This is a genomic window from Streptomyces violens, from assembly GCF_000717745.1.
GTDB classification, from domain to species: Bacteria; Actinomycetota; Actinomycetes; order Streptomycetales; family Streptomycetaceae; genus Streptomyces; species Streptomyces violens.
This window is the reverse complement of the sequence record NZ_JOBH01000011.1, coordinates 92,291-118,841: the sequence shown is the minus strand read 5'-3', so window position 1 is coordinate 118,841 and position 26,551 is coordinate 92,291. Positions and strand designations below refer to the sequence as shown.

The 26,551-nt window shown below is 72.1% G+C and carries 17 protein-coding genes; 5 read left to right on the top strand and 12 right to left on the bottom strand.

Annotated elements, in window-relative coordinates; translation table 11 throughout:
• Nucleotides 1-102 precede the first annotated feature (102 nt).
• On the bottom strand, nucleotides 103-1,470 hold the full coding sequence (locus tag IF04_RS0122540) for a M16 family metallopeptidase (RefSeq protein ID WP_106975649.1): 1,368 nt from the start codon (nucleotides 1,468-1,470) through the stop codon (nucleotides 103-105).
• A gap of 20 nt (nucleotides 1,471-1,490) precedes the next feature.
• Nucleotides 1,491-2,879, bottom strand: a complete 1,389-nt coding sequence (locus IF04_RS0122535) for a M16 family metallopeptidase (RefSeq protein WP_037960335.1) — start codon at nucleotides 2,877-2,879, stop codon at nucleotides 1,491-1,493.
• A 449-nt stretch (nucleotides 2,880-3,328) separates the two neighbouring features.
• On the opposite strand from IF04_RS0122535, the gene IF04_RS0122530 reads away from it, so the two are divergent.
• Nucleotides 3,329-5,797: a DNA gyrase/topoisomerase IV subunit A gene (locus IF04_RS0122530; RefSeq protein ID WP_030260817.1), complete on the top strand. Its 2,469-nt coding sequence runs from the start codon at nucleotides 3,329-3,331 to the stop codon at nucleotides 5,795-5,797.
• 148 nt (nucleotides 5,798-5,945) lie between these two features.
• Here the strand turns inward: IF04_RS0122530 and IF04_RS0122525 are convergent, their stop codons facing one another.
• Entirely contained in the window at nucleotides 5,946-7,124 is a 1,179-nt protein-coding gene (locus tag IF04_RS0122525) for a CobW family GTP-binding protein (RefSeq protein WP_078600644.1), read from the bottom strand.
• 571 nt (nucleotides 7,125-7,695) lie between these two features.
• Here IF04_RS0122525 and IF04_RS0122520 point away from each other — a divergent pair.
• The 3 genes from IF04_RS0122520 (at nucleotide 7,696) to IF04_RS0122510 (ending at nucleotide 11,180) form a co-directional block, all read left to right on the top strand.
• Nucleotides 7,696-8,634 carry a ferredoxin family protein gene (locus IF04_RS0122520; RefSeq protein WP_030260811.1) on the top strand — a complete coding sequence of 313 codons (939 nt, stop codon included), beginning with the start codon at nucleotides 7,696-7,698 and terminating at the stop codon, nucleotides 8,632-8,634.
• A 147-nt stretch (nucleotides 8,635-8,781) separates the two neighbouring features.
• Nucleotides 8,782-10,509 (top strand): ATP-binding protein, encoded by a 1,728-nt coding sequence (locus IF04_RS0122515; protein ID WP_078600642.1) that lies wholly within the window; start codon nucleotides 8,782-8,784, stop codon nucleotides 10,507-10,509.
• A complete protein-coding gene (locus IF04_RS0122510) occupies nucleotides 10,506-11,180 on the top strand; it encodes a DUF7342 family protein (protein WP_030260805.1) in 675 nt (224 codons plus the stop codon). The genes IF04_RS0122515 and IF04_RS0122510 overlap by 4 nt, the downstream gene beginning before the upstream one ends.
• Before the next feature lie 34 nt (nucleotides 11,181-11,214).
• Here the strand turns inward: IF04_RS0122510 and IF04_RS0122505 are convergent, their stop codons facing one another.
• The 3 genes from IF04_RS0122505 to IF04_RS0122495 form a co-directional block, all read right to left on the bottom strand.
• On the bottom strand, nucleotides 11,215-12,879 hold the full coding sequence (locus IF04_RS0122505; protein WP_051831463.1) for a solute symporter family protein: 1,665 nt from the start codon (nucleotides 12,877-12,879) through the stop codon (nucleotides 11,215-11,217).
• Nucleotides 12,876-13,412 (bottom strand): DUF485 domain-containing protein, encoded by a 537-nt coding sequence (locus tag IF04_RS0122500; protein ID WP_030260799.1) that lies wholly within the window; start codon nucleotides 13,410-13,412, stop codon nucleotides 12,876-12,878. Before IF04_RS0122500 ends, IF04_RS0122505 begins: the two co-directional genes overlap by 4 nt.
• A gap of 212 nt (nucleotides 13,413-13,624) precedes the next feature.
• Nucleotides 13,625-15,745, bottom strand: a complete 2,121-nt coding sequence (locus IF04_RS0122495) for a DNA gyrase/topoisomerase IV subunit B (protein WP_030260797.1) — start codon at nucleotides 15,743-15,745, stop codon at nucleotides 13,625-13,627.
• 433 nt (nucleotides 15,746-16,178) lie between these two features.
• On the opposite strand from IF04_RS0122495, the gene IF04_RS0122490 reads away from it, so the two are divergent.
• Nucleotides 16,179-16,409 (top strand): DUF7455 domain-containing protein, encoded by a 231-nt coding sequence (locus tag IF04_RS0122490; RefSeq protein ID WP_030260793.1) that lies wholly within the window; start codon nucleotides 16,179-16,181, stop codon nucleotides 16,407-16,409.
• A gap of 248 nt (nucleotides 16,410-16,657) precedes the next feature.
• Here IF04_RS0122490 and IF04_RS0122485 read toward each other — a convergent pair whose 3' ends face one another.
• The 6 genes from IF04_RS0122485 to IF04_RS0122460 form a co-directional block, all read right to left on the bottom strand.
• The gene (locus IF04_RS0122485; protein ID WP_030260789.1) at nucleotides 16,658-17,485 is read right to left on the bottom strand and encodes a S1 family serine peptidase; all 828 of its coding nucleotides are present in this window, start codon (nucleotides 17,483-17,485) and stop codon (nucleotides 16,658-16,660) included.
• 136 nt (nucleotides 17,486-17,621) lie between these two features.
• Nucleotides 17,622-19,181 (bottom strand): RNA polymerase sigma factor, encoded by a 1,560-nt coding sequence (locus tag IF04_RS0122480; protein ID WP_030260787.1) that lies wholly within the window; start codon nucleotides 19,179-19,181, stop codon nucleotides 17,622-17,624.
• A gap of 652 nt (nucleotides 19,182-19,833) precedes the next feature.
• Entirely contained in the window at nucleotides 19,834-20,808 is a 975-nt protein-coding gene (locus IF04_RS0122475; protein WP_078600639.1) for a FadR/GntR family transcriptional regulator, read from the bottom strand.
• A 229-nt stretch (nucleotides 20,809-21,037) separates the two neighbouring features.
• Nucleotides 21,038-23,272: an ABC transporter ATP-binding protein gene (locus IF04_RS0122470; RefSeq protein WP_030260780.1), complete on the bottom strand. Its 2,235-nt coding sequence runs from the start codon at nucleotides 23,270-23,272 to the stop codon at nucleotides 21,038-21,040.
• A 289-nt stretch (nucleotides 23,273-23,561) separates the two neighbouring features.
• Nucleotides 23,562-24,326 (bottom strand): NUDIX hydrolase, encoded by a 765-nt coding sequence (locus tag IF04_RS0122465; RefSeq protein ID WP_030260778.1) that lies wholly within the window; start codon nucleotides 24,324-24,326, stop codon nucleotides 23,562-23,564.
• Between the two features lie 48 nt (nucleotides 24,327-24,374).
• Nucleotides 24,375-26,462 (bottom strand): glycogen debranching N-terminal domain-containing protein, encoded by a 2,088-nt coding sequence (locus IF04_RS0122460; protein WP_425428439.1) that lies wholly within the window; start codon nucleotides 26,460-26,462, stop codon nucleotides 24,375-24,377.
• Between the last annotated feature and the right edge of the window lie 89 nt (nucleotides 26,463-26,551).

Genomic DNA, 26,551 nt, shown 5'->3' with positions numbered 1-26,551 from the left:
GGCGCGTTCCGGCCCGTCCTTCCGCCGTACCGCGCAGGCGAATTCACCACCGCAACCGGCGTTGCCGGCGCCGGTCCGCGACCGCCGCCGGCCCGCTCCGCATCAGCCCGTGACGACCGACACCTCGCCGATGCCCAGCTTCCGCACCGGCTCCGCGATCTGCGCGGCGTCGCCCACCAGAACCGTGACGAGGCGGTCCACCGGGAAGGCGTTGACCGCGGCGGCGGTCGCCTCGACCGTGCCGGTCTCGGCCATGCGCCGGTACAGCTCCGCCTGGAAGTCGTCGGGGAGGTGCTGCTCGACCTGGTCGGCCAGCGTCCCGGCGACGGCCGCGGCCGTCTCGTACTTCAGCGGCGCCACACCCACCAGGTTCTGCACCGCCACGTCGCGCTCGGCGTCGGTCAGGCCCTCGGCGGCCAGCGTCCGCAGCACCTTCCACAGGTCCTCGAGCGCCGGACCCGTGGACTCCGTGTCCACCGAACCGCTTATGGCGAGCATCGCGGCGCCCGTGCCGTCGGCGGCGGAGCGCAGCACCTGCCCGAAGGCCCGTACGCCGTAGGTGTAGCCCTTCTCCTCGCGCAGCACGCGGTCCAGGCGGGAGGTGAGCGTGCCGCCCAGGCAGTACGTGCCGAGCACCTGGGCGGGCCAGACGCGGTCGTGCCGGTCGGCGCCGATGCGGCCGATCAGGAGCTGCGTCTGGACGGCGCCGGGGCGGTCGACGATGACCACGCGGCCGCGGTCGTCGGCGGTGATGGGCGAGGCGGCCACCGGCTCGGCGGCGGAGCCGGTCCAGGCGCCGAGGGTGTCCTCCAGCGCCGCGTCGAGGTCCACCCCGGTGAAGTCGCCGACGACGACGGCGGTGGCCGTGGCGGGGCGTACGTGCGCCTCGTAGAAGGCGCGGACCGCGGCGGCGTCGATGCGCGCCACCGTCTCCTCGGTGCCCTGGCGCGGCCGGGACATCCGGGAGGTGGCCGGGAACAGCTCCTTGGAGAGGGCCATCGCGGCGCGCCGGGCCGGGTTGGCCAGCTCGTGCGGGATCTCGTCCAGGCGGTTGCGCACCAGGCGCTCGACCTCGCTGTCCGGGAAGGCCGGGGCGCGCAGGGCGTCGGCGAGCAGGCCGAGCCCCTTGACGAGGCGGGAGGCCGGCACCTCGAGGGAGACGCGGAGACCGGGGTGGTCCGCGTGCGCGTCCAGAGTGGCGCCGCAGCGCTCCAGCTCGGCGGCGAACTCCTCGGCGTCGTGCTTGTCGGTGCCCTCGGAGAACGCCCGCGCCATGATCGTGGCGACGCCGTCCAGGCCCTCGGGCTCGGCGTCCAGCGGCGCGACGAGGTTGATCTCGACGGCCACGACCTGCTGGCCCGGGCGGTCGGCGCGCAGCACCGTCAGACCATTGCCGAGCGCGCCGCGCACCGGGGCCGGGAACGCCCACGGCTTCGGCTGCCCGGCCTGCGGCTGCGGGTGGAAGGTCATGGTCGGGGTCACGGCGTCGGTCACTGGGCCGCCTCCTCGGTCTTGGTCTCGGTGTCGTTCTGGACGGCGGCCACGGCGGGCTCCGGCTCACCGGCGGCCGCGCCCTCGGCGGGCCGGGTCGGCTCGTAGACCAGTACCGCGCGGTTGTCGGGGCGCAGCCGGGCAGCGGCGACCGCGCGGACCTCCTCCGGGGTGATGTCCAGAACGCGCTGTACGGCGTTCAGCGCGAGCTGCGGGTCGCCGAACAGCACCGCGTACCGGGCCAGTTCGTCCGCGCGCCCGGCGACCGTCTCCAGGCGGTCCAGCCACTCGCGCTCCAACTGGGCCTGCGCGCGCTCCATCTCCTCGGCGGTCGGGCCCTCCTCGGCGAAGCGCTTCAGCTCCTCGTCGACGGCGCGCTCGATGGCGGGCACCTCCACGCCGGCCGACGTCTTCGCGTCCAGCCAGCCCAGCGAGGGCGCGCCCGCCAGGCGCAGCAGGCCGAAGCCCGCCGCGACGGCGGTGCGGTCGCGGCGCACCAGGCGGTTGTAGAGCCGGGAGGACTCGCCGCCGCCCAGGATCGTCAACGCGACGTCCGCGGCATCAGCCTCACGGGTGCCGTCGTGCGGCAGCCGGTACGCCGCCATGAGGGCGCGCGAGGGCACCTCCTCGTGCACGACCTCGCGCAGCTCCTTGCCCATGATCTCGGGCAGCGAGCCGTCCCGCGGCGGCTGCTTGCCGTCGTGGCCGGGGATGGACCCGAAGTACTTCTCCACCCAGGCGAGCGTCTGCTCGGGGTCGATGTCGCCCACGATGGACAGCACGGCGTTGTTGGGCGCGTAGTACGTGCGGAAGAAGTTCCGCGCGTCCTCCAGAGAGGCGGCGTCCAGATCGGCCATGGAGCCGATGGGCGTGTGGTGGTACGGGTGGCCCTCGGGGTAGGCCATCGCCGTCAGCTTCTCGAACGCGGTCCCGTACGGCACGTTGTCGTACCGCTGGCGGCGCTCGTTCTTCACCACGTCGCGCTGGTTCTCCAGCGACTCCTCGTCCAGTGCGGCCAGCAGCGAACCCATCCGGTCCGCCTCCAGCCACAGGGCGAGCTCCAGCTGGTGCGCCGGCATGGTCTCGAAGTAGTTCGTGCGCTCGAAGCTCGTGGTGCCGTTGAGCGAGCCGCCGGCGCCCTGCACCAGCTCGAAGTGACCGTTGCCCTTGACCTGCGCCGACCCTTGGAACATCAGGTGCTCGAAGAGGTGCGCAAGGCCCGTGCGGCCCTTCACCTCGTGGCGGGAGCCGACGTCGTACCACAGGCAGACCGCCGCGACGGGGGTCAGGTGGTCCTCCGAGAGCACCACGCGCAGGCCATTGGCCAGCCGGTGCTCGGTCGCTGTCAGGCCGCCGGAGCCGGCTTGTTCTGTGGCCGTGTGACCCATGGGCATGTACGTCCCTTCGATCCGCTTGCGAGGAAGTTCTGTCACTGTATGCAAGCGCGCGGGCATCTGGCGAAGTTCCCGCCCGGCACCCCCGCCGGAAGGAGATTCCCCGGATCGGGGCGCTCCGCACCTGCGTTCCGCTCTGGTGTTCGCCGCCTGCGGCGCGGTTTCCGGCCCTGGCGCGGCCGTCGCTCCCGGGGCTCCGGAGGCGGGCCGGGGCCGGTGCGCAGGGCGTTACGGACGGGTCGCGGTCGGCGATGTCAGTGCGGCGGTCCACAATGGTCCGCGACAGGTTCGGCCGTTGAGCGCGCCGGAGTACAGCAGATCCCGGCAGACTCGGCCGTCGGGCCTGCCCCGGCAGGGGACGCGAGCACCGCGCCGACCTGCCGTTCCAGCAGACGCCGTAGCCGTAAGCGAAGCAGAGTTCGAGCGAAGGAGCCGCAGCCGCGATGGCCCGCCGCAGCACGAAGACCCCGCCGTCAGGGGGCACACCGGAGCCCCAGGACTTCGAGGAGCGGATCCTCGACATCGACGTCGTCGATGAGATGCAGGGTTCCTTCCTGGAGTACGCGTATTCGGTCATCTACTCGCGCGCCCTGCCCGACGCACGCGACGGCCTCAAGCCCGTACACCGCCGCATCCTGTACCAAATGAACGAGATGGGCCTGCGCCCCGACCGCGGATACGTGAAGTGCGCCCGCGTCGTCGGCGAGGTCATGGGTAAGCTCCACCCGCACGGCGACGCGTCGATCTACGACGCGCTGGTGCGCATGGCGCAGCCCTTCTCCATGCGGCTGCCGCTGGTCGACGGCCACGGCAACTTCGGCTCGCTGGGGAACGACGACCCGCCGGCGGCCATGCGGTACACCGAGTGCAGGATGGACTCCGCGACGTCGCTGATGACGGAGTCCATCGACGAGGACACCGTCGACTTCCAACCGAACTACGACGGCCAGGAGCAGGAGCCCGTCGCTCTCCCGGCGGCGTATCCGAACCTCCTCGTCAACGGCGCCTCCGGCATCGCGGTGGGCATGGCGACGAACATGCCGCCGCACAACCTCGGCGAGGTCATCGCCGCCGCCCGGCACCTCATCAAGCACCCGAACGCCGACCTCGAAACGCTGATGCGGTACGTCCCGGGCCCCGACCTGCCCACGGGCGGCCGCATCGTCGGCCTCTCCGGCGTCCGCGACGCGTACGAGAAGGGCCGCGGCACCTTCAAGATCCGCGCCACCGTCTCGGTCGAGAACGTCACGGCGCGCCGCAAGGGCCTGGTCGTCACCGAACTGCCCTTCACGGTCGGCCCCGAGAAGGTCATCTCCAAGATCAAGGACCTGGTCGGCTCGAAGAAGCTGCAGGGCATCGCGGACGTCAAGGACCTCACCGACCGCGAGCACGGCCTCCGCCTGGTCATCGAGATCAAGAACGGCTTCAACCCCGAAGCCGTCCTGGAGACGCTGTACAAGCTCACTCCCATGGAGGAGTCCTTCGGCATCAACAACGTCGCGCTGGTCGACGGCCAGCCGCTGACGCTGGGCCTGAAGGAGCTCCTGGAGGTCTACGTCGACCACCGCTTCAACGTGGTGCGCCGGCGCAGCGAGTTCCGCCGCGGCAAGAAGAGCGACCGGCTGCACCTCGTCGAGGGCCTGCTCACCGCGCTGGTCGACATCGACGAGGTCATCCGCCTCATCCGCTCCAGCGAGAACAGCGCGGAGGCCAAGCAGCGGCTGATCGAGCGCTTCGGGCTGAGCGAGATCCAGACGCAGTACATCCTCGACACCCCGCTGCGCCGCCTCACCAAGTTCGACCGCATCGAGCTGGAGTCCGAGCGCGACACCCTCCGCGCCGACATCGAGAAGCTGACCAAGATCCTCGATTCCGACGCTGAGCTGCGCAAGCTGGTCTCCTCCGAACTCGCCTCGGTCGCCAAGAAGTACGGCAGCGAGCGCCGCACGGTCCTGCTGGAGTCCTCCGGCGCGACCGCCGCGGCCGCGGTGCCGCTGGAGGTCGCCGACGACCCCTGCCGCGTCCTGCTGTCCTCCACGGGGCTGCTGGCGCGCACGGCGGGCGGCGAGGGCTCCTTCGACACCGACGCCAAGCGTGCCAAGCACGACGTCATCGTCTCCGCCGTCCCGGCCACGGCCCGCGCCGAGGTCGGCGCGGTCACCTCCGCCGGGCGGCTGCTGCGGCTGTCGGTCATCGACCTGCCGCAACTGCCGGAGACGGCCGCCACCCCCAGTCTGTCCGGCGGCGCGAAGATCTCCGAGTTCCTCACCCTCGACGACGGTGAGGAGCTGGTCTGTCTGACCACCCTCGACGAGTCCTCACCCGGCCTCGCCCTCGGCACGGAACAGGGCGTGGTCAAGAGAGTGGTGCCGGACTACCCGGCGAACAAGGAGGAGTTGGAGGTCATCTCCCTCAGGGACGGTGACCGTGTCGTCGGCGCGGTCGAGCTGCGCACCGGCGAGGAGGACCTGGTCTTCGTCAGCGACGAGGCCCAACTGCTCCGTTACCCGGCCGCGCAGGTACGTCCGCAGGGCCGAGCCGCCGGCGGCATGGCCGGCATCAAGCTCGCCGACGGCGCGAAGGTCATCTCCTTCACCGCCGTCGACCCGGCCGCCGACGCGGTGGTCTTCACCGTCTCCGGCTCGCACGGCACGCTGGACGACTCCATCAGTACCGCCAAGCTCACCCCCTTCGACCAGTACCCGCGCAAGGGCCGGGCGACCGGCGGCGTCCGCTGCCAGCGCTTCCTGAAGGGCGAGGACCATCTCACCTTTGCCTGGGCCGGCGCCGCCCCGGCCCGCGCCGCGGACGCGAAGGGCAGCCCGGTCCCCCTCCCGGACCCGGACCCGCGCCGCGACGGCTCGGGCGTCCCGCTCACCAAGCGGGTGGCTACGGTGGCCGGTCCGGTTTAGGGACGGTTTGCCGGGGCGCCCGCTGGGGGCGCCTCGGGCCTGGTCCGGTTCTCGACGCCGTACGGCACTTCGGTGGCGTGCGGCGCCGGGGCCGGGGGCTTGGCGTTCGTGGCCCCGGGAGCTTGGTGTTCGTCGCTCGGGTTGTCGCTTACGCCTCCTCCGCGTGCGCCTCTGTCGTGAACTCCTCCCTGACGTGCACCGCGAACGCCTCGTCTTCCTCCGTCGTGTCCGGTTCCTCATCGGACGCGGTCGACGGTACGTACCGCAGCACCCCCCACATCGTGTGCGGGTCGGTCTCCTCGGGCGTGGTGTCGCGGCAGGCGTCCAGCTCCTTCCGCAGCTCCGGCGCGTCGATACCGGACCCGATGAGCACGAGCTGCGTCAGCCGCTCCTCCCCCTCGGCCCACGCCCCTGGGTAGAACCGCAGAAAACCACCCACCGCGTGCACGGTGAACTTCTGCTCGCTCCCCGCCACCCCGAAGTGCACGAACCCCTTGATGCGGTACATCCCGGCCGGCCGCGCGTCCAGGAACTCCATCAACCGCCGCGGGTGCATCGGCTCGGCCGAGGCGAACTCCACGGTCTCGTACCCGGCGTGCAGATGACGCCGGTGCCCATGTCCCTTACAGCTCTCGCCGCCGGCACACTCCTCGTGCTCGTCGTGTTCCTCGTGCTCGACCTCCTCCCTGAGCAGGTCCTCGAAGGACAGCTGGCCCTCGGCCACGCCTTCCCGGGGCCGTCGCTCGAAGAGCAGCTCCGGATCGACGCGCCCGTACGCCGCGGGCACGACGGGCGTACCGGGCGCCAGCTCGCCGAGGGTGCCCAGCAGCTCCGCTCGCCGCGCGTCGCCGATCCGGTCGGCCTTGTTGAGCACCACCAGGTCCGCGATGCCCAGATGCCGGTCCAGCTCCGGGTGGCGGGCGCGCGTGCCCTCGAACTCCGCCGCGTCGACCACCTCGACCAGTCCGCCGTACACGATCCGGTCGCTCTCGCTCGCCAGGATCATCCGGATCAGCTCCTGCGGCTCGGCCAGGCCACTGGCTTCGATGACGATGACGTCGATGTGGGAGGACGGGCGCGCCAGCCGCTCCAGGTATGTGTCCAGCTCGCTCGTGTCGACCGCGCAGCACAGGCACCCGTTCCCCAGCGACACCATCGAGTCGACCTGGCCCGCGACCAGCATCGCGTCGATCTCGATCGCCCCGAAGTCGTTGACGACCGCCCCGATCCGGGTGCCGCCGCTCCGGCTCAGCAGGTGATTGAGCAGGGTGGTCTTGCCGGACCCGAGGAACCCGGCGAGCACGACGACCGGGATCTGCCGCGGCACGGAGTCCCCGGCGGTCGGGACCGGGTCCGGGCTCGGCCCCCGGCTCGGACCCGGCTCCGGGCTCGGGCCCGCCGCCTCCCGGACGGCCTCCTGGTCCCGGCCATCCGAAGCACGGACATCCGAGGCACGGGCATCCGAAGCGCGGCCATCCGAGGCACCGGTGGCCGCGGCGGGAGTGGCCGGGCCAGGAGTGGCCGAGTGCTGCGTACTGGTCAAGGGGGCGCCTCCAGCGTGTCCGGTCGGTCCGCGTACGCCTGCCGGCCCCGGCCGCGGCGTACATCGATCGAGCGTGGCGGGCACGGACCCGGCAGGCAGCGGTCGCTACGGAGCGGATTGCTGTCCGGAGGATCTGGACGATCTTCAGGCCCGTCGCCGGCTCCAGGATATTGGCGCCACGTCCGGCTCCCGAGCCACGCCGGTCCTCCCCGGATGCGCGGCAAGCATCGGCTCCGCCTCCTGGGTGCCCGGCAGGGGCCCGACGGCGGGAAAATTTCGGAGCGCTCCGGCGAGGACAGGCCATTGCTGCCCCGCTGCCCGTCGGCGTCGCGGTCCGCAGGTTAGGGTCACCTATGTGAGTACCTGCGCAACCGCTTCCCGCATGGCGGCCGAACCCCTGGCCGGCACGGCGGCCACCGCCCGGACCTGGCTGCTCGTCGAGCAGAGCGGCCCCTGGGGTGCCCAAGCACTCACCGACAGCCATCTCGATCCGGCCGTCGGCCGCGCCCTGGAGACCGCCGCCGCGGACACCGGCGTACGCGTCGCCCTGATCCGCCGTCCCGGCCGGCACGCCGACCGCGGGGCGAGCGCGCCGCGCCGGGTCTTCGTCGCACACACCGCCCCCGGCCGCTCCTGGATCCGCACGGCCCGGATCGCCGACCCCGGCACGCTCCTCCACCTGGACTTCGCGGCGCTGGGCGCGGGCGCACACGGCGGTCTCTGGGAGCCGTACGCGGGTCGGCCGCCGGTCCTCGTGTGCACCAACGGCAAGCGCGACCGCTGCTGTGCCGTGCTGGGCCGGCCGCTCGCCGCGGAGCTTGCGGCGGACGGCATGGAGGCATGGGAGGTCACGCACATCGGTGGTCATCGCTTCTCCCCCACGCTCTTCGTGCTGCCGTACGGATACGCATACGGCCGGGCGGAGGCGCCGCTCGTCAAGGACGCCGTCGTCGCTGCGCGCCAGGGCCGGGTGGTCACCGACCACTGCCGAGGCCGCTCCACCTGGGACCGCCCGGCGCAGGCCGCCGATCTCGCGGTCCGCGAGCTGATCGGCGAGGACCGCGCCGACGCCCTCGACGTCACCGGGACCGAGAGCACCTCCTCCGGCGAGGGAACGCCACCCTCCTGGCTCCTCACGCTCGCCCACGCCGACGGCCGCGCCTGGCGCGTCACCGTCGAGCAGCGCGCCGGCGACACCGCCGCCCCGGCCAGCTGCGGAGCCTCCGCCATTCCTCCCGCACTCATGTCCGTCACGGACATCACTGCCCTCACCCCCGCCATCACCGTCACATGATCGTCACGTACTGTGACCATGGCTGAAGATTAGAGCGATTCCGCCCGGCCGTGGCGGGCCTGTGGATAACTTTCGGCGGGACCGCCGGCGACCGCGCGAGCCCGGCGATTACCCGAGCCCCCGCCACCCCGCTTACTGTTCGTTCGTATGGGCGACAACGGCGAGGAGAGGGCGAGCGGCCCCGGCGCGGCAGGTGAACCGCGCGGCGGCGGCCGGGCCCGGCTGCGGCTGCGCTGGCCGCGCCGCGTATTCGCGCAGGTCCTGCTCGTACAGCTGACGATCGCCGCCGGCGTGACCGCGCTGGCGACCGGCCTCTTCCTCGCGCCGCTCAGCGCGCAGCTGGACGACCAGGCCATGCGCCGCGCCCTGGCCATCGCGCAGACCACCGCCGCTCAGCCGCGCCTGGGCGCGGCGCTGGAGGCGTCCCGCCCCTCCCCCGGCGGCCCGGTACAGGCGGCCGCCGAGCGGATCCGCCGGGCCACCGGCGCCGAGTACATCGTGATCATGGACGAGCACGGCGTGCGCTGGTCGCACACCGACCCGGACGAGATCGGCCGGCACGTCTCCACCGACCCCAGCGCCGCCCTCTCCGGCCGGGAAGTCATGCAGATCGACGAGGGCACCCTCGGCCGCTCGGCACGGGGCAAGGTCCCGCTGCGGGACGACCGCGGCGGCATCGTCGGCGCCGTCTCGGTCGGCATCGCGTACGAGAGCGTGCAGCAACGGCTGCTGTCGACCGTGCCCGACCTGCTGGCGTACGCCGGCGGGGCGCTCGCCGTGGGCGCGCTGGCCTCGTACCTCGTCGCGCGCCGGCTCCAGCGCCGCACCCACGACCTGGCCTTCTCTGACATCTCCGCGCTGCTCGCCGAGCGGGAGGCGATGCTGCACGGGATCCGCGAGGGGTTCGTCGCGCTGGACCGGCACGGGCGCATCCGGCTGATGAACGACGAGGCGCAGCGGCTGCTCGACCTGCGCGCGGAGGACACCGGCCGCCCCCTGGACACCGTGCTGCCCCCGGGCCGGACGACGGACGTGCTGGCGGGCCGGGCCTCCGGCGCCGACCTGCTCACCGTCAGCGGACAGCGGGTCCTGGTGGCCAACCGGATGCCGACCGACGACGGCGGCGCCGTGGTCACCCTGCGGGACCGTACGGAGCTGGAGCGGCTGGGCCGCGAGCTGGACGGTACGCGGGGTCTGATCGACGCGTTGCGCGCCCAGGACCATGAGCACGCCAACCGGCTGCACACGCTCCTCGGGCTGCTGGAACTGGGGTTGTACGAGGAAGCGGTGGAGTTCGTGACGCACGCGGTCGGCGTGCACCGGGCGACCGCCGAGCAGGTCACCGAGCGCGTGCACGATCCGTTGCTGGCGGCGCTGCTGGTGGGGAAGGCGACCGTCGCCGCCGAGCGCGGCGTCTCGCTGAGCATCGCGACGGCGACCCGGCTGCCGGACCGGGTGGTCGACCCGCACGGCCTCGTCACGGTGGTCGGCAATCTGGTCGACAACGCGCTGGACGCGGCGGCCGGCGGGCGGGACGGGCAGGTCGAGGTGAAGGTGCGCGCCGAGGGCCGCACGGCGACCGTGCGGGTCAGTGACAACGGCCCCGGTGTGCCGCGCGAGCGGCGCCAGGAGATCTTCACGGAGGGCTGGACCACGAAGGAGCCGCCGGCACACGGGCAGCGCGGTATCGGGCTGGTCCTCGTGCGGCGACTGGCCGAGCGCTACGGGGGCAGCGCCGAGGTGGACGACCGGCCGGGCGGCGGCGCACGGTTCACCGTGACGCTCCCCGACGCGCTCGCGGACGCCCTGTCCGAGACGCATGTCCCCGGTGTCGACGGGGAAACGCTGCCGGATCCTCTCGGGGGTGCCCGATGATCGACGTACTCGTCGTCGACGACGACGTCCAGGTGGCCGGGATCAACGCGGCGTACGTCGCGAAGATCGCCGGTTTCCGGGTCGTCGCGCAGGCGCACACCGCCGCCGAGGCGCTGACCGTGCTGGAGAGCACGGCCGTCGACCTCGTCCTGCTGGATCACTACCTCCCGGACGAGACGGGCCTGCAGCTCGTGGCCCGGCTGCGGCAGCGCGGCCTGCACACGGACGTGATCATGGTGACGGCGGCGCGCGACGTCGCCACCGTACGCGCCGCGATGCGGCACGGTGCGCTCCAGTACTTGGTGAAGCCGTTCACGTTCGCCGGACTGCGTTCGAAGCTGGAGGGGTACGCGGCGCTGCGCCGGACCTTCGAGGACGGCGGGCAGGCCGAACAGTCCGAGGTGGACCGGATCTTCGGGGCGCTGGGTGCCGCCAACGCCGGGCCTGCCGAGCTGCCCAAGGGACACTCCACGGCGACGGCCGACCGCGTACGGTCCGTCCTGCGCTCCGCCGAGACCCCGTTGTCTGCACAGGAGGTGGCCCAGCGGGCCGGCCTCAGCCGGCAGACCGCACAGCGGTACCTGAAGCTCCTGGAGCGGGCCGGCCGGGTCAAGCTGACGCTCCGGTACGGCGAGACGGGCCGGCCCGAGCACCGGTACGACTGGGTCTGAGCCGGCCGGGCCCGCTACGCGTCCTGTGCGGCCCTCACGCCGCCCCCGCGCCCGTCAGCGCCCGTACCTCGGTCTCCGCGTGCCGGGCGGCGGCGTCGGGGGCCTGGCGGGAGGTGACGGTACCGAGCCAGCCGAGCGCGAAGCCCAGGGGGATGGAGACGAGGCCCGGATTCTCCAGCGGGAAAAGCTGGAAGTCCGCGCCGGGGAAGAGCGCCGTGGGGCTGCCGGAGACGACCGGTGAGAGCACTACAAGGGCGATCGCAGGGAGCAGTCCTCCGTAGACGGACCAGACGGCGCCCCGGGTGGTGAAGCGGCGCCAGAACAGGGAGTAGAGCAGGACGGGAAGGTTGGCGGAGGCGGCGACCGCGAAGGCGAGGCCCACCAGGAAGGCGACGTTCAGCTCCTGGGCGAGCAGGGCGAGCGCGATGGCCACCGCCCCGACGCAGATCGCGGCGATCCGGGCGACGGCGACCTCGCGGAAGGCCGCGCCCCGCTCCGGAGAAGCCGCGCCCCGTCCGGCGCGGCCGCCCCGCCGCAGCGCGCCGTACAGGTCGTGCGCGACCGAGGCCGAGGAGGCGAGGGTGATGCCCGCGACGACAGCCAGGATCGTGGCGAAGGCGACCGCCGCGACCACGGCGAAAAGGATCGTTCCGCCAGTGGAGTCGGGGCCGCCTCCCAGGTCGAGGGCGAGCAGCGGTACGGCGGTGTTGCCGGCCGGGTTGGCGGCCCGTACCGCGTCGGTCCCGAGGACGGCCGCCGCTCCGAAGCCGAGCACGATCGTCATCAGGTAGAAGCCGCCGATGAGCCCGATGGACCACACGACGGAGCGGCGGGCGGCGCGGGCAGTGGGCACGGTGTAGAAGCGCGACAGGATGTGCGGCAGGCCCGCGGTACCGAGGACCAGCGCGAGCCCGAGACTGAGGAAGTCCAGCTGAGCGGTCCAGCTGCCGCCGTACTTGAGGCCCGGGGCGAGGAAGTCCGTGCCGTGGCCGCTCCGTTGCGCCGCGGTGGTGAGCAGCGTGCCGAGGTCCCCGTGGAAGCGGAGCAGCACGAGGACGGTCAGCGCGATGGCGCCGCCCATGAGGAGCACGGCCTTGATGATCTGGATCCAGGTCGTGGCCCGCATGCCTCCGCAGATGACGTAAAAGACCATCAGGGCGCCGACGCCGACGACCGTCCACGTACGGGCCACTTGGCTCGTCCCGCCGAGCAGGAGGGCGACCAGGCTGCCCGCACCGACCATCTGGGCGACGAGGTACAGCACGGAGACGGTGACGGACGAGACGCCTGCGGCGATCCGGACGGGGCGGCGGCGCATACGGGCGGCGACCACGTCGGCGAGGGTGAAGCGGCCGCAGTTGCGCACCAGTTCGGCGACGAGGAAGAGCACGAGGAGCCAGGCGACGAGGAAGCCCACGGAGTACAGCAGGCCGTCGTACCCGAAGAGGGCGATGAGTCCGGAGATGCCGAGGAAGGACGCCGCCGACATGTAGTCACCGGCGATGGCGAAACCGTTCTCCATGGGCGAGAAGAGCCGACCACCGGCGTAGAACTCCTCTGCGGAACCGTGCCGTCGGCGGCCGGCCCAGGCCGTGACCGCGAGGGTCGCGGCCACGAAGGCGCTGAAGAGGACGAGCGTCAGGATCTGGTGGTCATCGGTCGCCGCGGAGGCGGCGAGGGCGGACGGGCGGCCGGTCAACGGACGTTGCCTCCTGTCATCTCCTGGGTCTCCCAGCGCAGATCGAGCGCGGCCCGGTCCCGGCGCAGGCGAGCGTGGCGGGCGTACGCCCAGGTCAGGACGAAGGTCGTGACGAACTGTCCGAGTCCGGCGAACATCGCGACATTGAGCGGGCCGATCACCTGGCGGGCCATCAGACCGGGGGCCGTGACGGCCGCGATGACGTACGCGAGGTACCAGGTCAGGAAGAGGGCCGTGGCGGGCAGGACGAAGCTGCGGTAGCGGCGGCGCACTTCCTGGAAGGCGGCGCTGCGCTGGACGGTGAGATACACCTCGGCGTGCGTCGGCTCCCCCGGCTCCCCGGGTGCGTCCGTGCGCTGCGCCGGGAGGCTCGGCCACGACAGGTCGGGGCCGTCCTGTACCGCGGCGTCGGCCGTATCGTCCGCATCCGCCCACCCGGCCGCTCCCTGATCGCCCCGTCCGGAGGCGGGGGTGTCGTACCAGGGGTCGTCGAGCCGTACGGCTCCGGCCGGGCGGCCGTCGCGCTTCTCCACCGGGCATCTCCTTGTTCCGCGGCCTGTCTGGCCGTGCGCCCAAGGATGGACAGACTCGGCTGTTCCCGGACATCCATTGCGAATCCTTCACCCCATCAGGTGACGGACGAACCGGGAGGAGCGGGGCCGGCCGCGCGGCATGGAGATGCGCGGAGGGCCGCCCACCCAGAGGTGGACGGCCCTCACGCGACAGCAGGGATCAACAGCAGGGATCAGGTGTCGATGCGCGAGCGGTCCAGGGACGCGGCGGAGTCGGTGATGAACCCCTTGCGCGGCGCGACCTCATTGCCCATGAGCAGGTCGAACGCCTTCTCGGCGGCCTCGAGGTCACTGATGTTGATCCGGCGCAGGGTGCGGTGGCGCGGGTCCATCGTGGTCTCGGCGAGCTGGTCGGCGTCCATCTCGCCCAGGCCCTTGTAGCGCTGGATGCTGTCCTTGAAACGGACGTTCTTGCGCTGGAGTTCCAGCAGGGTCTGCCGCAGCTCGTTGTCCGAGTACGTGTAGATGTACTTGTCCTGGCCCTTCTTGGGGTTGATCAGCTCCACGCGGTGCAGCGGCGGCACGGCGGAGAAGACCCGGCCCTGCTCGATCATCGGGCGCATGTACCGCTGGAAGAGCGTGAGCAGCAGCGTACGGATGTGCGCGCCGTCGACATCGGCGTCGGCGAGGAAGATGACCTTGCCGTAGCGGGCCGCGTCGATGTCGAAGGTGCGGCCCGAACCGGCCCCTATGACCTGGATGATCGCGCCGCATTCGGCGTTCTTCAGCATGTCCGAGACGGAGGACTTCTGAACGTTCAGGATCTTTCCGCGGATCGGCAGCAGCGCCTGGAACTCGGAATTGCGCGCGAGCTTGGCCGTACCGAGCGCCGAGTCGCCCTCGACGATGAACAGTTCGCTGCGGTCCACGTTGTCGCTGCGGCAGTCGGCGAGCTTCGCGGGCAGCGAGGAGGACTCCAGCGCGGTCTTCCTGCGCTGCGCTTCCTTGTGCTGCCGGGCGGCGATGCGCGTACGGGCGGCCGCGACGGCCTTGTCCAGTACGGCGCGGGCCTGCGCCTTCGCGTCGCGCTTGGTGGAGGTCAGGAACGCCTTGAGCTCCTTGGCCACCACGTTGGCGACGATGCGGTTGGCCGCCGACGTACCGAGTACTTCCTTGGTCTGGCCCTCGAACTGGGGCTCGGCCAGTCTTACGGTGACGACCGCCGTGAGCCCTTCGAGGGCGTCGTCCTTGACGATGTCGTCCTCGGCGACGCGCAGCAGCTTGGCCGAGCGCAGCACTTCATTGACCGTCTTGGTCACGGAGCGTTCGAAGCCGCTGACGTGGGTGCCGCCCTTCGGGGTGGCGATGATGTTCACGAACGACTTGACCGTCGTGTCGTACCCGGTGCCCCAGCGCAGCGCGATGTCCACGCCCAGCTCGCGGGTGACCTCGGTGGGCGTCATGTGCCCGCGGTCGTCCAGGACCGGCACCGTCTCCTTGAAGGTGCCCTGCCCCGAGAGGCGCAGCACGTCACAGACGGCCTTGTCCTGGGCGAGGTACTCGCAGAACTCGCTGATGCCGCCGTCGTAGTGGAAGGTCTCCTCGCTCGTCCCCTCGGTCTCGATGCCGCGCTCGTCCCGTACGACGAGCGTGAGGCCGGGCACGAGGAAGGCGGTCTGGCGGGCGCGGGCGTGCAGCGTCTCCAGGGAGAGCTTGGCGTCCTTCAGGAAGATCTGGCGGTCCGCCCAGTAGCGCACCCGGGTGCCCGTGCGGGTCTTCGGGATGCGCTTGCCCTTGACGAGGCCGCCGGTGGGGTCGAAGGGGGCCTCGGGGCCCGACTCGGTGAAGATGCCGGGGACGCCGCGCCGGAAGCTGATGGAGTGCGTCTTGGAGTTGCGGTCGACCTCGACGTCCAGGCGGGCGGAGAGGGCGTTGACCACGGAGGCGCCGACACCGTGCAGGCCGCCGGAGGCCGCGTAGGAGCCGCCGCCGAACTTGCCGCCGGCGTGCAGCTTGGTCATGACGACCTCGACGCCGCTGAGGCCGGTTTTGGGCTCGACATCGACGGGGATGCCGCGGCCGTTGTCCTGGACCTCGACGGAGCCGTCCTCGTGCAGGACGACCTCGATGCGGTCGCAGTAGCCGCCCAGCGCCTCGTCGACGGAGTTGTCGATGATTTCCCACAGGCAGTGCATCAGGCCGCGGCTGTCGGTGGACCCGATGTACATGCCGGGGCGCTTGCGGACGGCCTCCAGGCCCTCCAGGACGAGCAGATGCCGCGCGGTGTAGTTGGATCCGTCCCGGTCTGCCCCGGTCAGCACGGCGGTGGACGGCACGGACATCTCGGCGGTCACGCGGTTCGCTCCTCGCTGAATTTCTGGTGGTCCGCGTTCCGCGGACCCTGTATGTGGCGGTGTCGCCGGTCAGAGGGTACCGAGGCCAGGTAGAGCCGATGTGACGCCACCCGTAAGCGGGCCCATGCTAGTAGAGTTTCGTTCGTACGTTCTATTCCTCGTGTGGGTGACGTGAACATCACGTTCCCTTCGAGGCATGAACCATTTAGGCTCCGGGCACGTCCTCATCAACGACCGGCAACCCAGCCGGGAGGACAGGCCCGACCGACACTTGAATCAGACCACCACGCACTACGGCTCATTCGCCGCCACCCGGCAGCACCCGGCCACCTCGGAAAAAATTTTTCGAGGAAAAGCCACGAGCGGGAACGTTTTCGGCCTGGTTGGATGTTGACCCTGGTACGACAGCTCGTCGAGCTAGAGAAGAGGCGACGTGACTACTGTTCTGACCCCCGCGAGCCCGCTGACGGCCGCTGACCGCTGCGACCGCTGCGGCGCACAGGCATACCTGCGCGTCGTCCTGATGTCCGGCGGCGAACTGCTCTTCTGCGCCCACCACGGGCGCAAGTTCGAGCCAGAACTCAAGAAGATCGCCGCGGAGATACAGGACGAGACGGAGCGGCTGACCGCCTCTCCGGCGTCTGCGTCCGATGAGGACCGCTGACACATCGCACCGACGACGAGCGAGTAGCGGCTACGAGCCGTGCGCGGGCGGTTTCACCCGGTACCCACCGGGGAGACCGCCCGCACTCGTACTCACATCGGTGTCCTTCGGCGTCCGGCCTTCGTGATCCGTCACGAGGACCGGCACGCCCCGTCCGACACTGCCCCCACAGAGGATTTCCCGGGGCGCTGCGCGGCTCTTGAGCCGCTCCCCCGCCCCTGCGTCGCGGCCGCCCGCCGCGGCCGCTCTCAGCCGCCCTGGGCCATCACCGCCTGCTCGGCGGCCGAGACACGCGTGTACACGCCCGGCTTCCCCGGCTCCCCGCAGCCGGTACCCCAGGAGACCAGCCCCACGAGCCGCCCGTTCGCCACGAGCGGTCCACCGCTGTCCCCCTGGCAGGCGTCGTGCCCGCCCTGCCGCGTGCCCGCGCAGAGCATCGAGCCGCCGTCGTACGTGCCGTCCACGCTCTTCGGGTACGCACGCTTGCAGGCGGAGTCCTGCATGACCTGCACCCGTGCCGCGCGCAGCACCGACGAATACGTACCGTTGCCGGTCGTGTCGCCCCAGCCGTAGACCGAGGCGCCGGTGCCCGGCTGGTACGCGCGATCGCCCAGGCCCGCCATCGGCAGCACGTAACTGCTCGGCGTCATGCCGCGCAGCTTCAGGATGGCGAAGTCCCCGGCATTCGTCGTGGCGTCGTACTCGGGGTTGATCCAGACCTTGCTCGTCGCCATTTCCCTGCCCGCTCGGCCGCGCAGGTCGGTGCGCCCGACGATCACGCGCAGGTCCTTCACCTCGGCCGGGGACGCGCCCAGCACGTCCTTGCCCATGCAGTGCGCGGCCGTGAGGACCGTCGAGGGGCCCACCAGGACGCCCCCGCAGAACTGCCCGGAGCGTTCGTTCCCGAAGCGCTCGCGGCTCGCCAGCGCGACGACCCAGGGGCTGGAAGAGCTCTGCACCTGCCGTCCCCCGACGATGACGCTGTCGGCGGCGGCCGGCCCCGGCACTCCGAGTGCGGCGACGGCCGGCGCGAGGGCGGCGAGGACCGTGGTGACAGCGCGGGTGCGGATGCCCATACCGACTCCTGACTCTGGGGGAGCATTCGTACACCCACAGTGAGTCAGTTGGCCGAGTGCCGCACCCCGGACACGCCGGAGCCCGGCCACTCCACGGACGGAGTGACCGGGCCCACATGCCCGCTGACCTGGGATGTCAGTCCAGGTAGTCGCGCAGCACCTGAGAACGCGAGGGGTGCCGCAGCTTGGACATCGTCTTGGACTCGATCTGGCGGATACGCTCGCGCGTGACGCCGTAGACCTTGCCGATCTCGTCCAGCGTCTTGGGCTGGCCGTCCGTGAGGCCGAAGCGCATCGAGACGACGCCCGCCTCACGCTCCGAGAGCGTGTCAAGGACCGAGTGGAGCTGTTCCTGCAGAAGAGTGAAGCTGACCGCGTCGGCCGGCACGACGGCCTCGGAGTCCTCGATGAGGTCACCGAACTCGCTGTCGCCGTCCTCGCCCAGCGGGGTGTGCAGCGAGATGGGCTCGCGGCCGTACTTCTGGACCTCGATGACCTTCTCGGGGGTCATGTCGAGCTCCTTGGCCAGCTCCTCCGGAGTGGGCTCGCGGCCCAGGTCCTGGAGCATCTGGCGCTGCACTCGGGCGAGCTTGTTGATGACCTCGACCATGTGGACAGGGATACGGATCGTACGGGCCTGGTCGGCCATGGCGCGGGTGATCGCCTGACGGATCCACCACGTCGCGTACGTGGAGAACTTGTACCCCTTGGTGTAGTCGAACTTCTCGACCGCACGGATCAGACCGAGGTTGCCCTCCTGGATCAGGTCCAGGAAGAGCATGCCGCGGCCGGTGTAGCGCTTGGCCAGCGAGACCACGAGGCGGAGGTTGGCCTCCAGCAGGTGGTTCTTGGCGCGGCGGCCGTCCTCGGCGATGATCTCCAGCTCACGCTTGAGCTTCGGCGCGAGCTTGTCGGAGTTCGCCAGCTTGTCCTCGGCGAACAGGCCGGCCTCGATGCGCTTCGCGAGCTCGACCTCCTGCTCGGCGTTGAGCAGCGGGACCTTGCCGATCTGCTTGAGGTAGTCCTTGACCGGGTCGGCGGTGGCGCCGGCCGCGGCGACCTGCTGCGCCGGGGCGTCGTCCTCGTCCTCGTCCGACAGCACGAAGCCCGCGGCCTCGGTGCCCTCGGCCGCCTCGGGCGCATCGCCCTTGCCCGGCGCCGCCGGGGTCTCCTCGACGGTGTCCTCTTCGAGGATCTCGTCGACGGCGTCCTTCTTGGTCTTCTTGGCCGTGGTCTTCTTGGCGGCCGTCTTCTTGGCCGTGGCCTTCTTCGCGGTGGCCTTCTTGGCCGCCGCCTTCTTCGCCGGCGAGGGCTCCGCCTCGGCGCCCGGGCCGTCCGACGCCGGGGAGACGGACGCGGCCGCTGCCGCGGTGGTCTTCTTGACCGCGGCGGCCTTGGCCGCGACGGTCTTGGTGGCGGTGCGCTTCGCCGGACTCTTCGCTGCGACGCTCTTGCGGGTGCGCTTGGGCGCCTCTGCGGCACTGACCATCAGCGTCACACCCTCCTCGTCGAGGATCTGGTTGAGGCTGCGCAGAACGTTCTTCCACTGGGTTGGCGGAATCTGGTCAGCCTCGAAGGCCCGACGCACGTCATCGCCGGCGATCTGCCCATCAGCCTTTCCCCGCTCGATGAGCGCCATCACAGACTCGGACTCGGCGATCTCCGGCGGGAGCGTACGGGATGTGCTGGCCGACACGAACAACCTCTCGGAACGATGGAAACGGCTTCCGGCTCCGTCCACTGTGGACCGGAGCCGACGACCGTCGACGGGGGTGGGCCGACGGCGCAGGGGCAACCAGGGAGTTGGGACAGCGCCGCAAGCGGCCGCCGTATTCCCTCCTCGGCTATCACCTCTTAAGTCATCGCGCTTCCCCGCAGAGCGTTACGCCCAATCCGCGTGGCCCGAGTCACACCCCATAACGTCACATTTTGCTCGATCTGGGGGCGTACCGGAGAGAAGGAGGCGAGAAGGGAGCCCCGGCGGCCACGGGGGCTCGGCCGACCAGGCGGCCGCCCCGCACGGAGACGTGCGGCTCGGCGACCGCCCCTCTGGCCCGTACGGCCCGCCGGCGCGTACGGGGTCCTCTTCCTTGCGTTCGCTGCGTTGCTTCGTCGCGGTATTCGTCGCGTCGGCCGCGTCGGCCGCATGCGCTGCCTCGGTTGCGTCGACTGCGTGGGTTGCGTTCCTTGGTGTGCGCGTACAGGTGCGCACCTTGCCTGCGCCGCCTCGCCGCCCTCTTCACGGAGACGGGTGCGCCGTCCCCGGGAGGCGGCCGGTCGCGCAGGGGTGCGGCGTACGGTTTCTTCAGGGCGGGGCGCCTGGGAGTGAGGCGGTTTCGGGGGGGCTGTCAGTGCTCGCGGGGCGCGGGCACCACGCGGTCCGCCGCGCCGCTCCCGACGGGTCCCCCGGCCTCACCGTCGGTCGCGAGGAGCTGACGCATCGCGACCTCGGCGCCTGCCGCGTCGCCCGCGCCGATCGCGTCGACGATCTTCATGTGCTGGCCGACGGACGTCTCGGCGGGGTGCTCGCAGCCGAGGGACGAGCCGCCGGAGACCTGGAGCGCTGCGGAGACGATGCCGGAGAGGTGCTCCAGCATGCGGTTGCCGGTGAGCTGGAGGAGCAGCGAGTGGAACTCGGCGTCGGCGCGGGCGAAGGTCAGCGAGTCGCCCTGGGCCGCGGAGTGGCCCATGATCTCGGCCATGTCGGCGAGACGCTGCTGCACGTCCTCGCGGCCGTGCCCCGCGGCGAGGCGCGCGGCGAGGGGCTCGATGGTCCAGCGCAGCTCGCACAGCTCGCGGCGCTGGTCGTCGCGCTGGGGGCCGTACGCCCGCCACTCGATGATGTCGGGGTCGAGGAGGTTCCAGTCGCTGACCGGGCGGACCCGGGTGCCGACGTTCGGGCGCGCGCTGACCAGGCCCTTGGCCTCCAGGACACGCAGAGATTCGCGGACGACGGTGCGGGAGACCTCGAAGCGCTGGCCGATCTCTTCGGGGACGAGCGGACGGTCGGCCCCGAGGTCACCGGAGACGATCATCTGCCCGAGCTGCTGGACGAGTTGGCCGTGCAGGCCACGGCCCCGGCTGCCGGCTGCGCGGCGGCCGACCCGGCCCAGCTCGCTTTCGTGGCCGTCCCACACGGGAGCCACGCGGTCGGTGCGCTCGCCTCCGACGGCGTCGGCGTAGGGGTAGCGGTCGAGCTCGCCCGGGCCGGTCAGGCCGGTGTCGGCGGGGCGAGTCGCGGTCATCATGGTGTGCGCAAGGGTACTCACGCATCCTTTGTCGGCGACGTGCCGGAGCGCCTTGAGGTCTTTGGTGAAAAGCACACGAAAGGGTGATCGCCCATCACCCTACAATTGACGCTTTATCGGAAGGAAGCAGACGCATCGCGCGGAGTTCTGGACAGTTCACGCTGCCCGGGATGCGGCAAGCGATGGAGCCTCGTGAGTACCGCGCCGCTCCGTCCCTCCGCTCACCTCGTCTTTCGCTGCTCCCTCACCTGCCCCATCAGCCTTCCCTCTCTTTCACCTCTTCGTTCATGGGTCGTTCGTGCCCTCAACGGGCCCTTCTGTTCAGGGCGGTCAGGGTGTACGCGCACAGCAGGGCCGCGAGCGACAGCGTCAGCGCGCCGGCCACCGGGTGCGTCGCCAGCAGCCAGGCGGTGTCGGTCAGCCGGTCGACGCCGGAGGGCCAGTCGACCGCGGCCGTCGTCCGTACCCGCCCCGGGAAGCCGACCATCGAACGCGCAGCCGGATCGCTCAACAATCCCTGGATCAGCGGGGCCACGGCGACAGGTACCGCCAGTACCGTCGCCAGTCCCATCGCCGTCGACCGGAAGATGCCCGCCGCCAGGAGGCCGGCCCATGCGGACCCGATGAGCAGCGCGCCCCAACCGAGGGACAGCAGCGGCCAGTCGGCGACCGCGGGCAACGCCTGCACACCGAAGACATAGCCCACGAGTACGCCGTCGATGACGAGCGAGGCCAGCGCCAGCATGCCCGTGCTCGCCGCGCTGACCAGCAACTTGGCGGCCAACAGCCGCAACCGGCGAGGCACGGAGCCCTGCTCGGGCGCGAGCGCCGGGTACCGGAACTCCTGTCCGAAGGCGAGCGCGCCGATCAGTCCCGCCCCCACCGCGGCGGGCGGGAAGGGCAGCCGGTCCGGCCAGCCCATCAGTACGCGGGCCGCCGGCGCGCCACCGGTGCGCGCCAGTACCCACGTCAGGACGAGCGAGATCGCCAGTACGAGCACACCTACGACGATTCCCGTACGGTCACTGGCCGCTCGCCGCAGCTCATAACGGACCGGCCAGGCGGGCCCCGGGGCGGACAGTCTCGGCAGCATCAACTGAGCCGCCGGCACCTTGCCGCGAGGGGACGGGGAGGTACGCGGCGTACGAGGGGCCGCGAGGGGGACCGCTGTGCCATGGGGCGGGGTGCCGGTCGGGCCGACCGCAACCGTCCCGCTGTTCCCGTTGGCGGCGGGCACGGGGGTGAGTTCGAGTTCGAGGGTGGACGCGAGCGCGCCGTCGGGGTCCTTTGCGAGCGAAAGAGGCCGGGGAGACGATGACGCGGCGACCGTCCGGCCTGACGCCGGGAGGCCGTCGGCCGCGTCCGTACTCCCCGTGACGACGGGGCCGGAGATCACGGCGCAGTGCCCTCCGGCGTCCTTGCGCACCAGTTCGCCGGCGTGCGTGCGCTCTTCGCCGGCGTGTGCGTGCTCCTCGTCGGCGTGCGACTCGTCCCGTTCTCCGCGCGCGGCGACGGCGTACCGGGCGTCGTCCTTCTCGGTGTCCGCCTCGGCCTTGGCCGGTTCCGCGGCCACCACCGCGCCCTGACCGGCCGTCAGCCTCGCCGCCGCCCGGCCGTCGGCCCGGTTGAGCGGCACGGCCGGCCGGGCATCGCCCGTCTCCTCCGCGAGCTGGTGCACCAGGATGCCGTGCCGGAACGCCGTATCGCCCACCAGGGCACAGCTGCTCCCGTACACGGCGAGGCGGTTGCCGCTCTCCCGTACGACCTCCAGCGGCTGTTCCGCGCGCGGGTCCACCGCGGGGTCGGCGCGCTGCCACTCGTCTACCAGGAGCGCCGCCAGCCGATCGGCGTGCGGCGACCGCACGCTGACCCGGGGCCGCAGTCGCGTGTGCGTGAAGTCCCCGGCCTCCTGGTCGGCGAGCAGCCTGCCGTCCTCGATCGTGACGATCCGGTCGCCCAGCCGGGCGGCCGCCTTGGGGTCGGAGGCCGTGACGAGCACGCTGCCGCCGCGCTCGGCGAACCCTCGCAGCAGCCCGTACAGCCAGGCCCTCTCGCGCGGTGACAGGCCGTCGTCCGGCTCGTCGAGAAGCAGCGCGTACGGGTCACCGAGCAGGGCGGCCGCCATGCCCAGCCGGCGGTCCATGCCGCGCGAGAACTCGCCCAGGCGCTGTTCCGCCAGGCCGCTGAGGCCGACGGCCTCCAGGACGTCCTCGGCACGGTCCGGGGAGACTCCGGCCGCGGCGGTGAGCATCCGCAGGTGCGAGCGGGCCGTACGGGCGGGGTGACCGGGTACGTCGCCGAGCAGCACGCCCAGTTCCCGCGCCGGGTTCGGCAGGCGGTGCAGGGGGCGGCCGCGGAAGAGGGTGATGCCCCGCCCGCGCTCCAGCCGCAGCATCAGACGCAGGGCCGTCGTCTTGCCCGCACCCCGGGCGCCGAGAAGCACGGTGACCGCACCGGCCGGCGCCTCGAAGGTCAGATCGTCCACGGCCGGCGGCAGCCCGCGCCGGGTCTCGCTGGTCAGTCCGACGGCCTGGATCATCGCGTGCCTCGCGGGGAAACCGCGGCGCGGGGGGCGGCAGGAGCGCGGCGGGGCGTGACGGCGCGGGGGTACGCGGGGGCGTCGGCGGTGGCAGTTGCGAGTGCCGCGGGGACTGAAGGACTCACCCCGCCAAGGTAACGCGCAATGTCCGTTTTGCCCGCAATTCCGAGTCCTCCGTGCTGCTCGTGTCCTCACGGCGCGGGAACGCCGTCCGCTCCGGGAGCGGACGGGCCCAACGGCCCGGGGTCCAGGGCGGGCGAGGCGTACGCCCGGCGTCAGACGCCCGGAGTTACACCTCCGGGCGGAGCATCGGCGGGTTCAGGAGGGTCGCGCCGCCTGCCCTGAAGAGTTGGGCCGGGCGGCCGCCCTGACGGGTCGTCGTGCCGCCGGTCGGGACGAGGAAGCCGGGGGTGCCGGTCACCTTGCGGTGGAAGTTGCGCGGGTCCAGGGCCACGCCCCAGACCGCCTCGTACACCCGGCGCAGCTCCCCCACCGTGAACTCCGGCGGGCAGAACGCGGTGGCGAGCGAGGAGTACTCGATCTTGGAGCGGGCCCGCTCCACGCCGTCGCCGAGAATGCGCGCGTGGTCGAAGGCCAGGGAGGCGGTCGGCTCGCCGTCGCGGGCGAGACCGTTCTCCTGCCCGAGAAGGGTCTCGACCGGGGCCCAACGCGCGCTGTGCGCGTCGCCGCCCGCGCGCGGCGCCGGCAGGTCGGGGGCGAGCACCAGGTGGGCCACGCTGACCACCCGCATCCGCGGGTCCCGCTTGGGGTCTCCGTACGTGGCGAGCTGTTCGAGGTGGGCACCGGGGAACAGCTGCGGGCCCGCCGGACCGTGGGCGTGCAGGCCGGTCTCCTCGGCGAGCTCCCTGGCCGCCGCGGTCTCCAGGTCCTCGTCGGCCCGTACGAATCCGCCGGGCAGGGCCCACCTGCCCGGGAACGGTGGCTCACCGCGACGCACGGCCAACGCGCACAACGCGTGCCTGCGCACGGTGAGCACGACCAGGTCGACGGTGACGGCGAACGGAGGGAAGGCCGACGGGTCGTAGGGAGGCATGCCGCGATCATAGTCGTCCGCCTGACGATAAACAGGCAGTCCACTGCTTCACGCCCCCAGTTGCAGGCCATCCGCCGCCTCCTCCACCATTCCCAGGCCACGGCCGCTGACATGTACCGCGAAAGGCTGCTCCGCGACGGTCAGTCCGGTGAGGTGCAGGGCACCCAGGGGCATGCCGGCGACGGGCCGCACGGAGAGCGTGCCGCCCGGGACATCGGGGCGGATGCCCGCGAGCGCGACCAGGGCGTGCACCGCGCCGGCCGCCGCCACCGCCGTCGGGCGGCAGGCCGTGGGATGGGTCACGGGAGCGCCGTCGCCCGTGCGCTGCTGTCCCGAGTACATCTCCGGGAGGCGATACCCGAAGGTCTCCGCGGCGTCCAGCAGTCCTCGGATCAAGGAGGACGCCGCCGCTTCGTGGCCGGCGGCGGCCAGGGCCGAGGCGGCGACGGCGGTGTCCTGCACGCGGACCGCGCCGCTGCGGTGGCCGAAGGGGTTGTAGCCGTCCTCCTTGCCGCCGAGGCCGCGCAGGCCCCACCCGGTGTCCAGCGCAGGGCTGTTCAGCAGTCTGGCCACGTGTTCCGCGCGGGTGCTGTCGAGCAGGCCGGGCGCGAAGCTGCCCGCGCCGAGCAGGCCGGTGTCGAGAAGGTGCGCCGCACCGGCGACGAGGCGCGTGAGCGGCCGGCCGTCGGGGGCGCACAGGGCCGCGGGGCGGCCGCCGCCCGCATCGTCGATCCAGAACCCGTCGCGGAAGCGCCGGCGCAGCGCGGCGGCCCATTCGCGGAGCGCGTCGGCTCCGGGGCGGTTGCAGGCGTCGAGGAGATCGGCGCCCAGCAGTGCGGCGCGGTGGGCGTGGGCCTGTGTTTCGCATCGGTACGGGCCGGTCGGGGCCGGATCCGGTACGCAACCGCCCGTGGCCGGGGACTCGGCGGCCGGCTCCGTCGTACGGCACAGCCATGTGAGACACCGTTCAGCGGCGGGCAGCAGGCGTTCCACTTCGGGCGCCGGCAGGCCCCACCGACGGGCCTCGGCGAGAACGGTGGGGAACAACAGGGTCGCCTCGACACCGGTGCAACTGGGTGGCGAATGAGGGCCTGCGTCGCGCAACGGGCCGGGAATTCGTCCGAATTCCGGTCCTGGGTCGGCGTGCTGGCTGCGGGCGAGGATACGGAGGGTGCTCGCCGCCAGTCCGGTACCCAGCGGGAGGAGCATGCGGGCGGCGGACAGGGACTCGGCCGGTGCCAGGGTGCAGCGCCAGGGGACGCCGGCGGCGAGGCAGGCGTCGGCGGGCACCGCGGGGTCCCGGATCAGGAGGCCGTGGAGATCGTCGAGAGCGGTGGCGAGCAACGCACCGGCTCGTGGGTCGTCGCACTGGAGCCGGGCCAGGGACCAGGGGCGCGGCGGGCGGCCGGCGCTCGGTCCGGTAACGGCGGGGACGGCGCTGCCGCGGGAAGCGGGCCGCGCCGGTGCGGTGGTGCCGCTGCGGATGCGGAGCTCGATGGTGCGGTGGGCGCCGGGCGGCAGCTGCAGTCCCCAGCGCAGCAGCCCGGCCGCCGCGAGCGCATCGTCGGGCGGCGGGTCCGCGGTCACGGTGGCGTGGACCGTGTCCGTGGCCCAGCGGAGGCCGGCGTCGTGGACGGAGGCGGGCAGATCGGGCCCGGGGAGTCCGCCGGCGACGGCGCCCAGTTCGGCGAGGTCGGTGGCGAAGGTGATTTCGAGGGGGAGCCGCAGCGCCCGGCGGGTGTGGTTGTGCAGCGTGATGCGTTCGGTGCCGTCGGCGTTCCGGAGGCGCTCGACCAGGAGGCCGGGGTCGGGTCCGGGGTCGTGCGGCGTGCGGAGCGTGCCGGTGAAGCGGGCGCGGTCGGCGGCGAGCGGCCTGGCCTGCACGGTCAGCGGCTGAGCGCCGGCCACCCGCAGGACGCAGCGGGCGAGCACGCGTCTGCCGGAGCGGTAGAAGCCCTCCATGCCCCGGCCGGTGAGCTGGCCGTCGGCGGTGGCGGAGATCGCGAGCGCGGGCAGCGCGACGCAGATCAGGGCCGTGTGGACGGGTTGCGGCCCGGGAGGCCGGGGAGAGGGCGCGGCGCGCTGCCGTGCGGGGGCCGGGTGGGCTTGCGGGGTGGTGGGGAACATGCCTGCCATGGGGAGTGCTCCCTGACGTAATGGGGATTCCGTACGGTCTGCGCCACCTAGGGGAACGCCGCGCATGATGCGCAGGTAACGCCGGAATG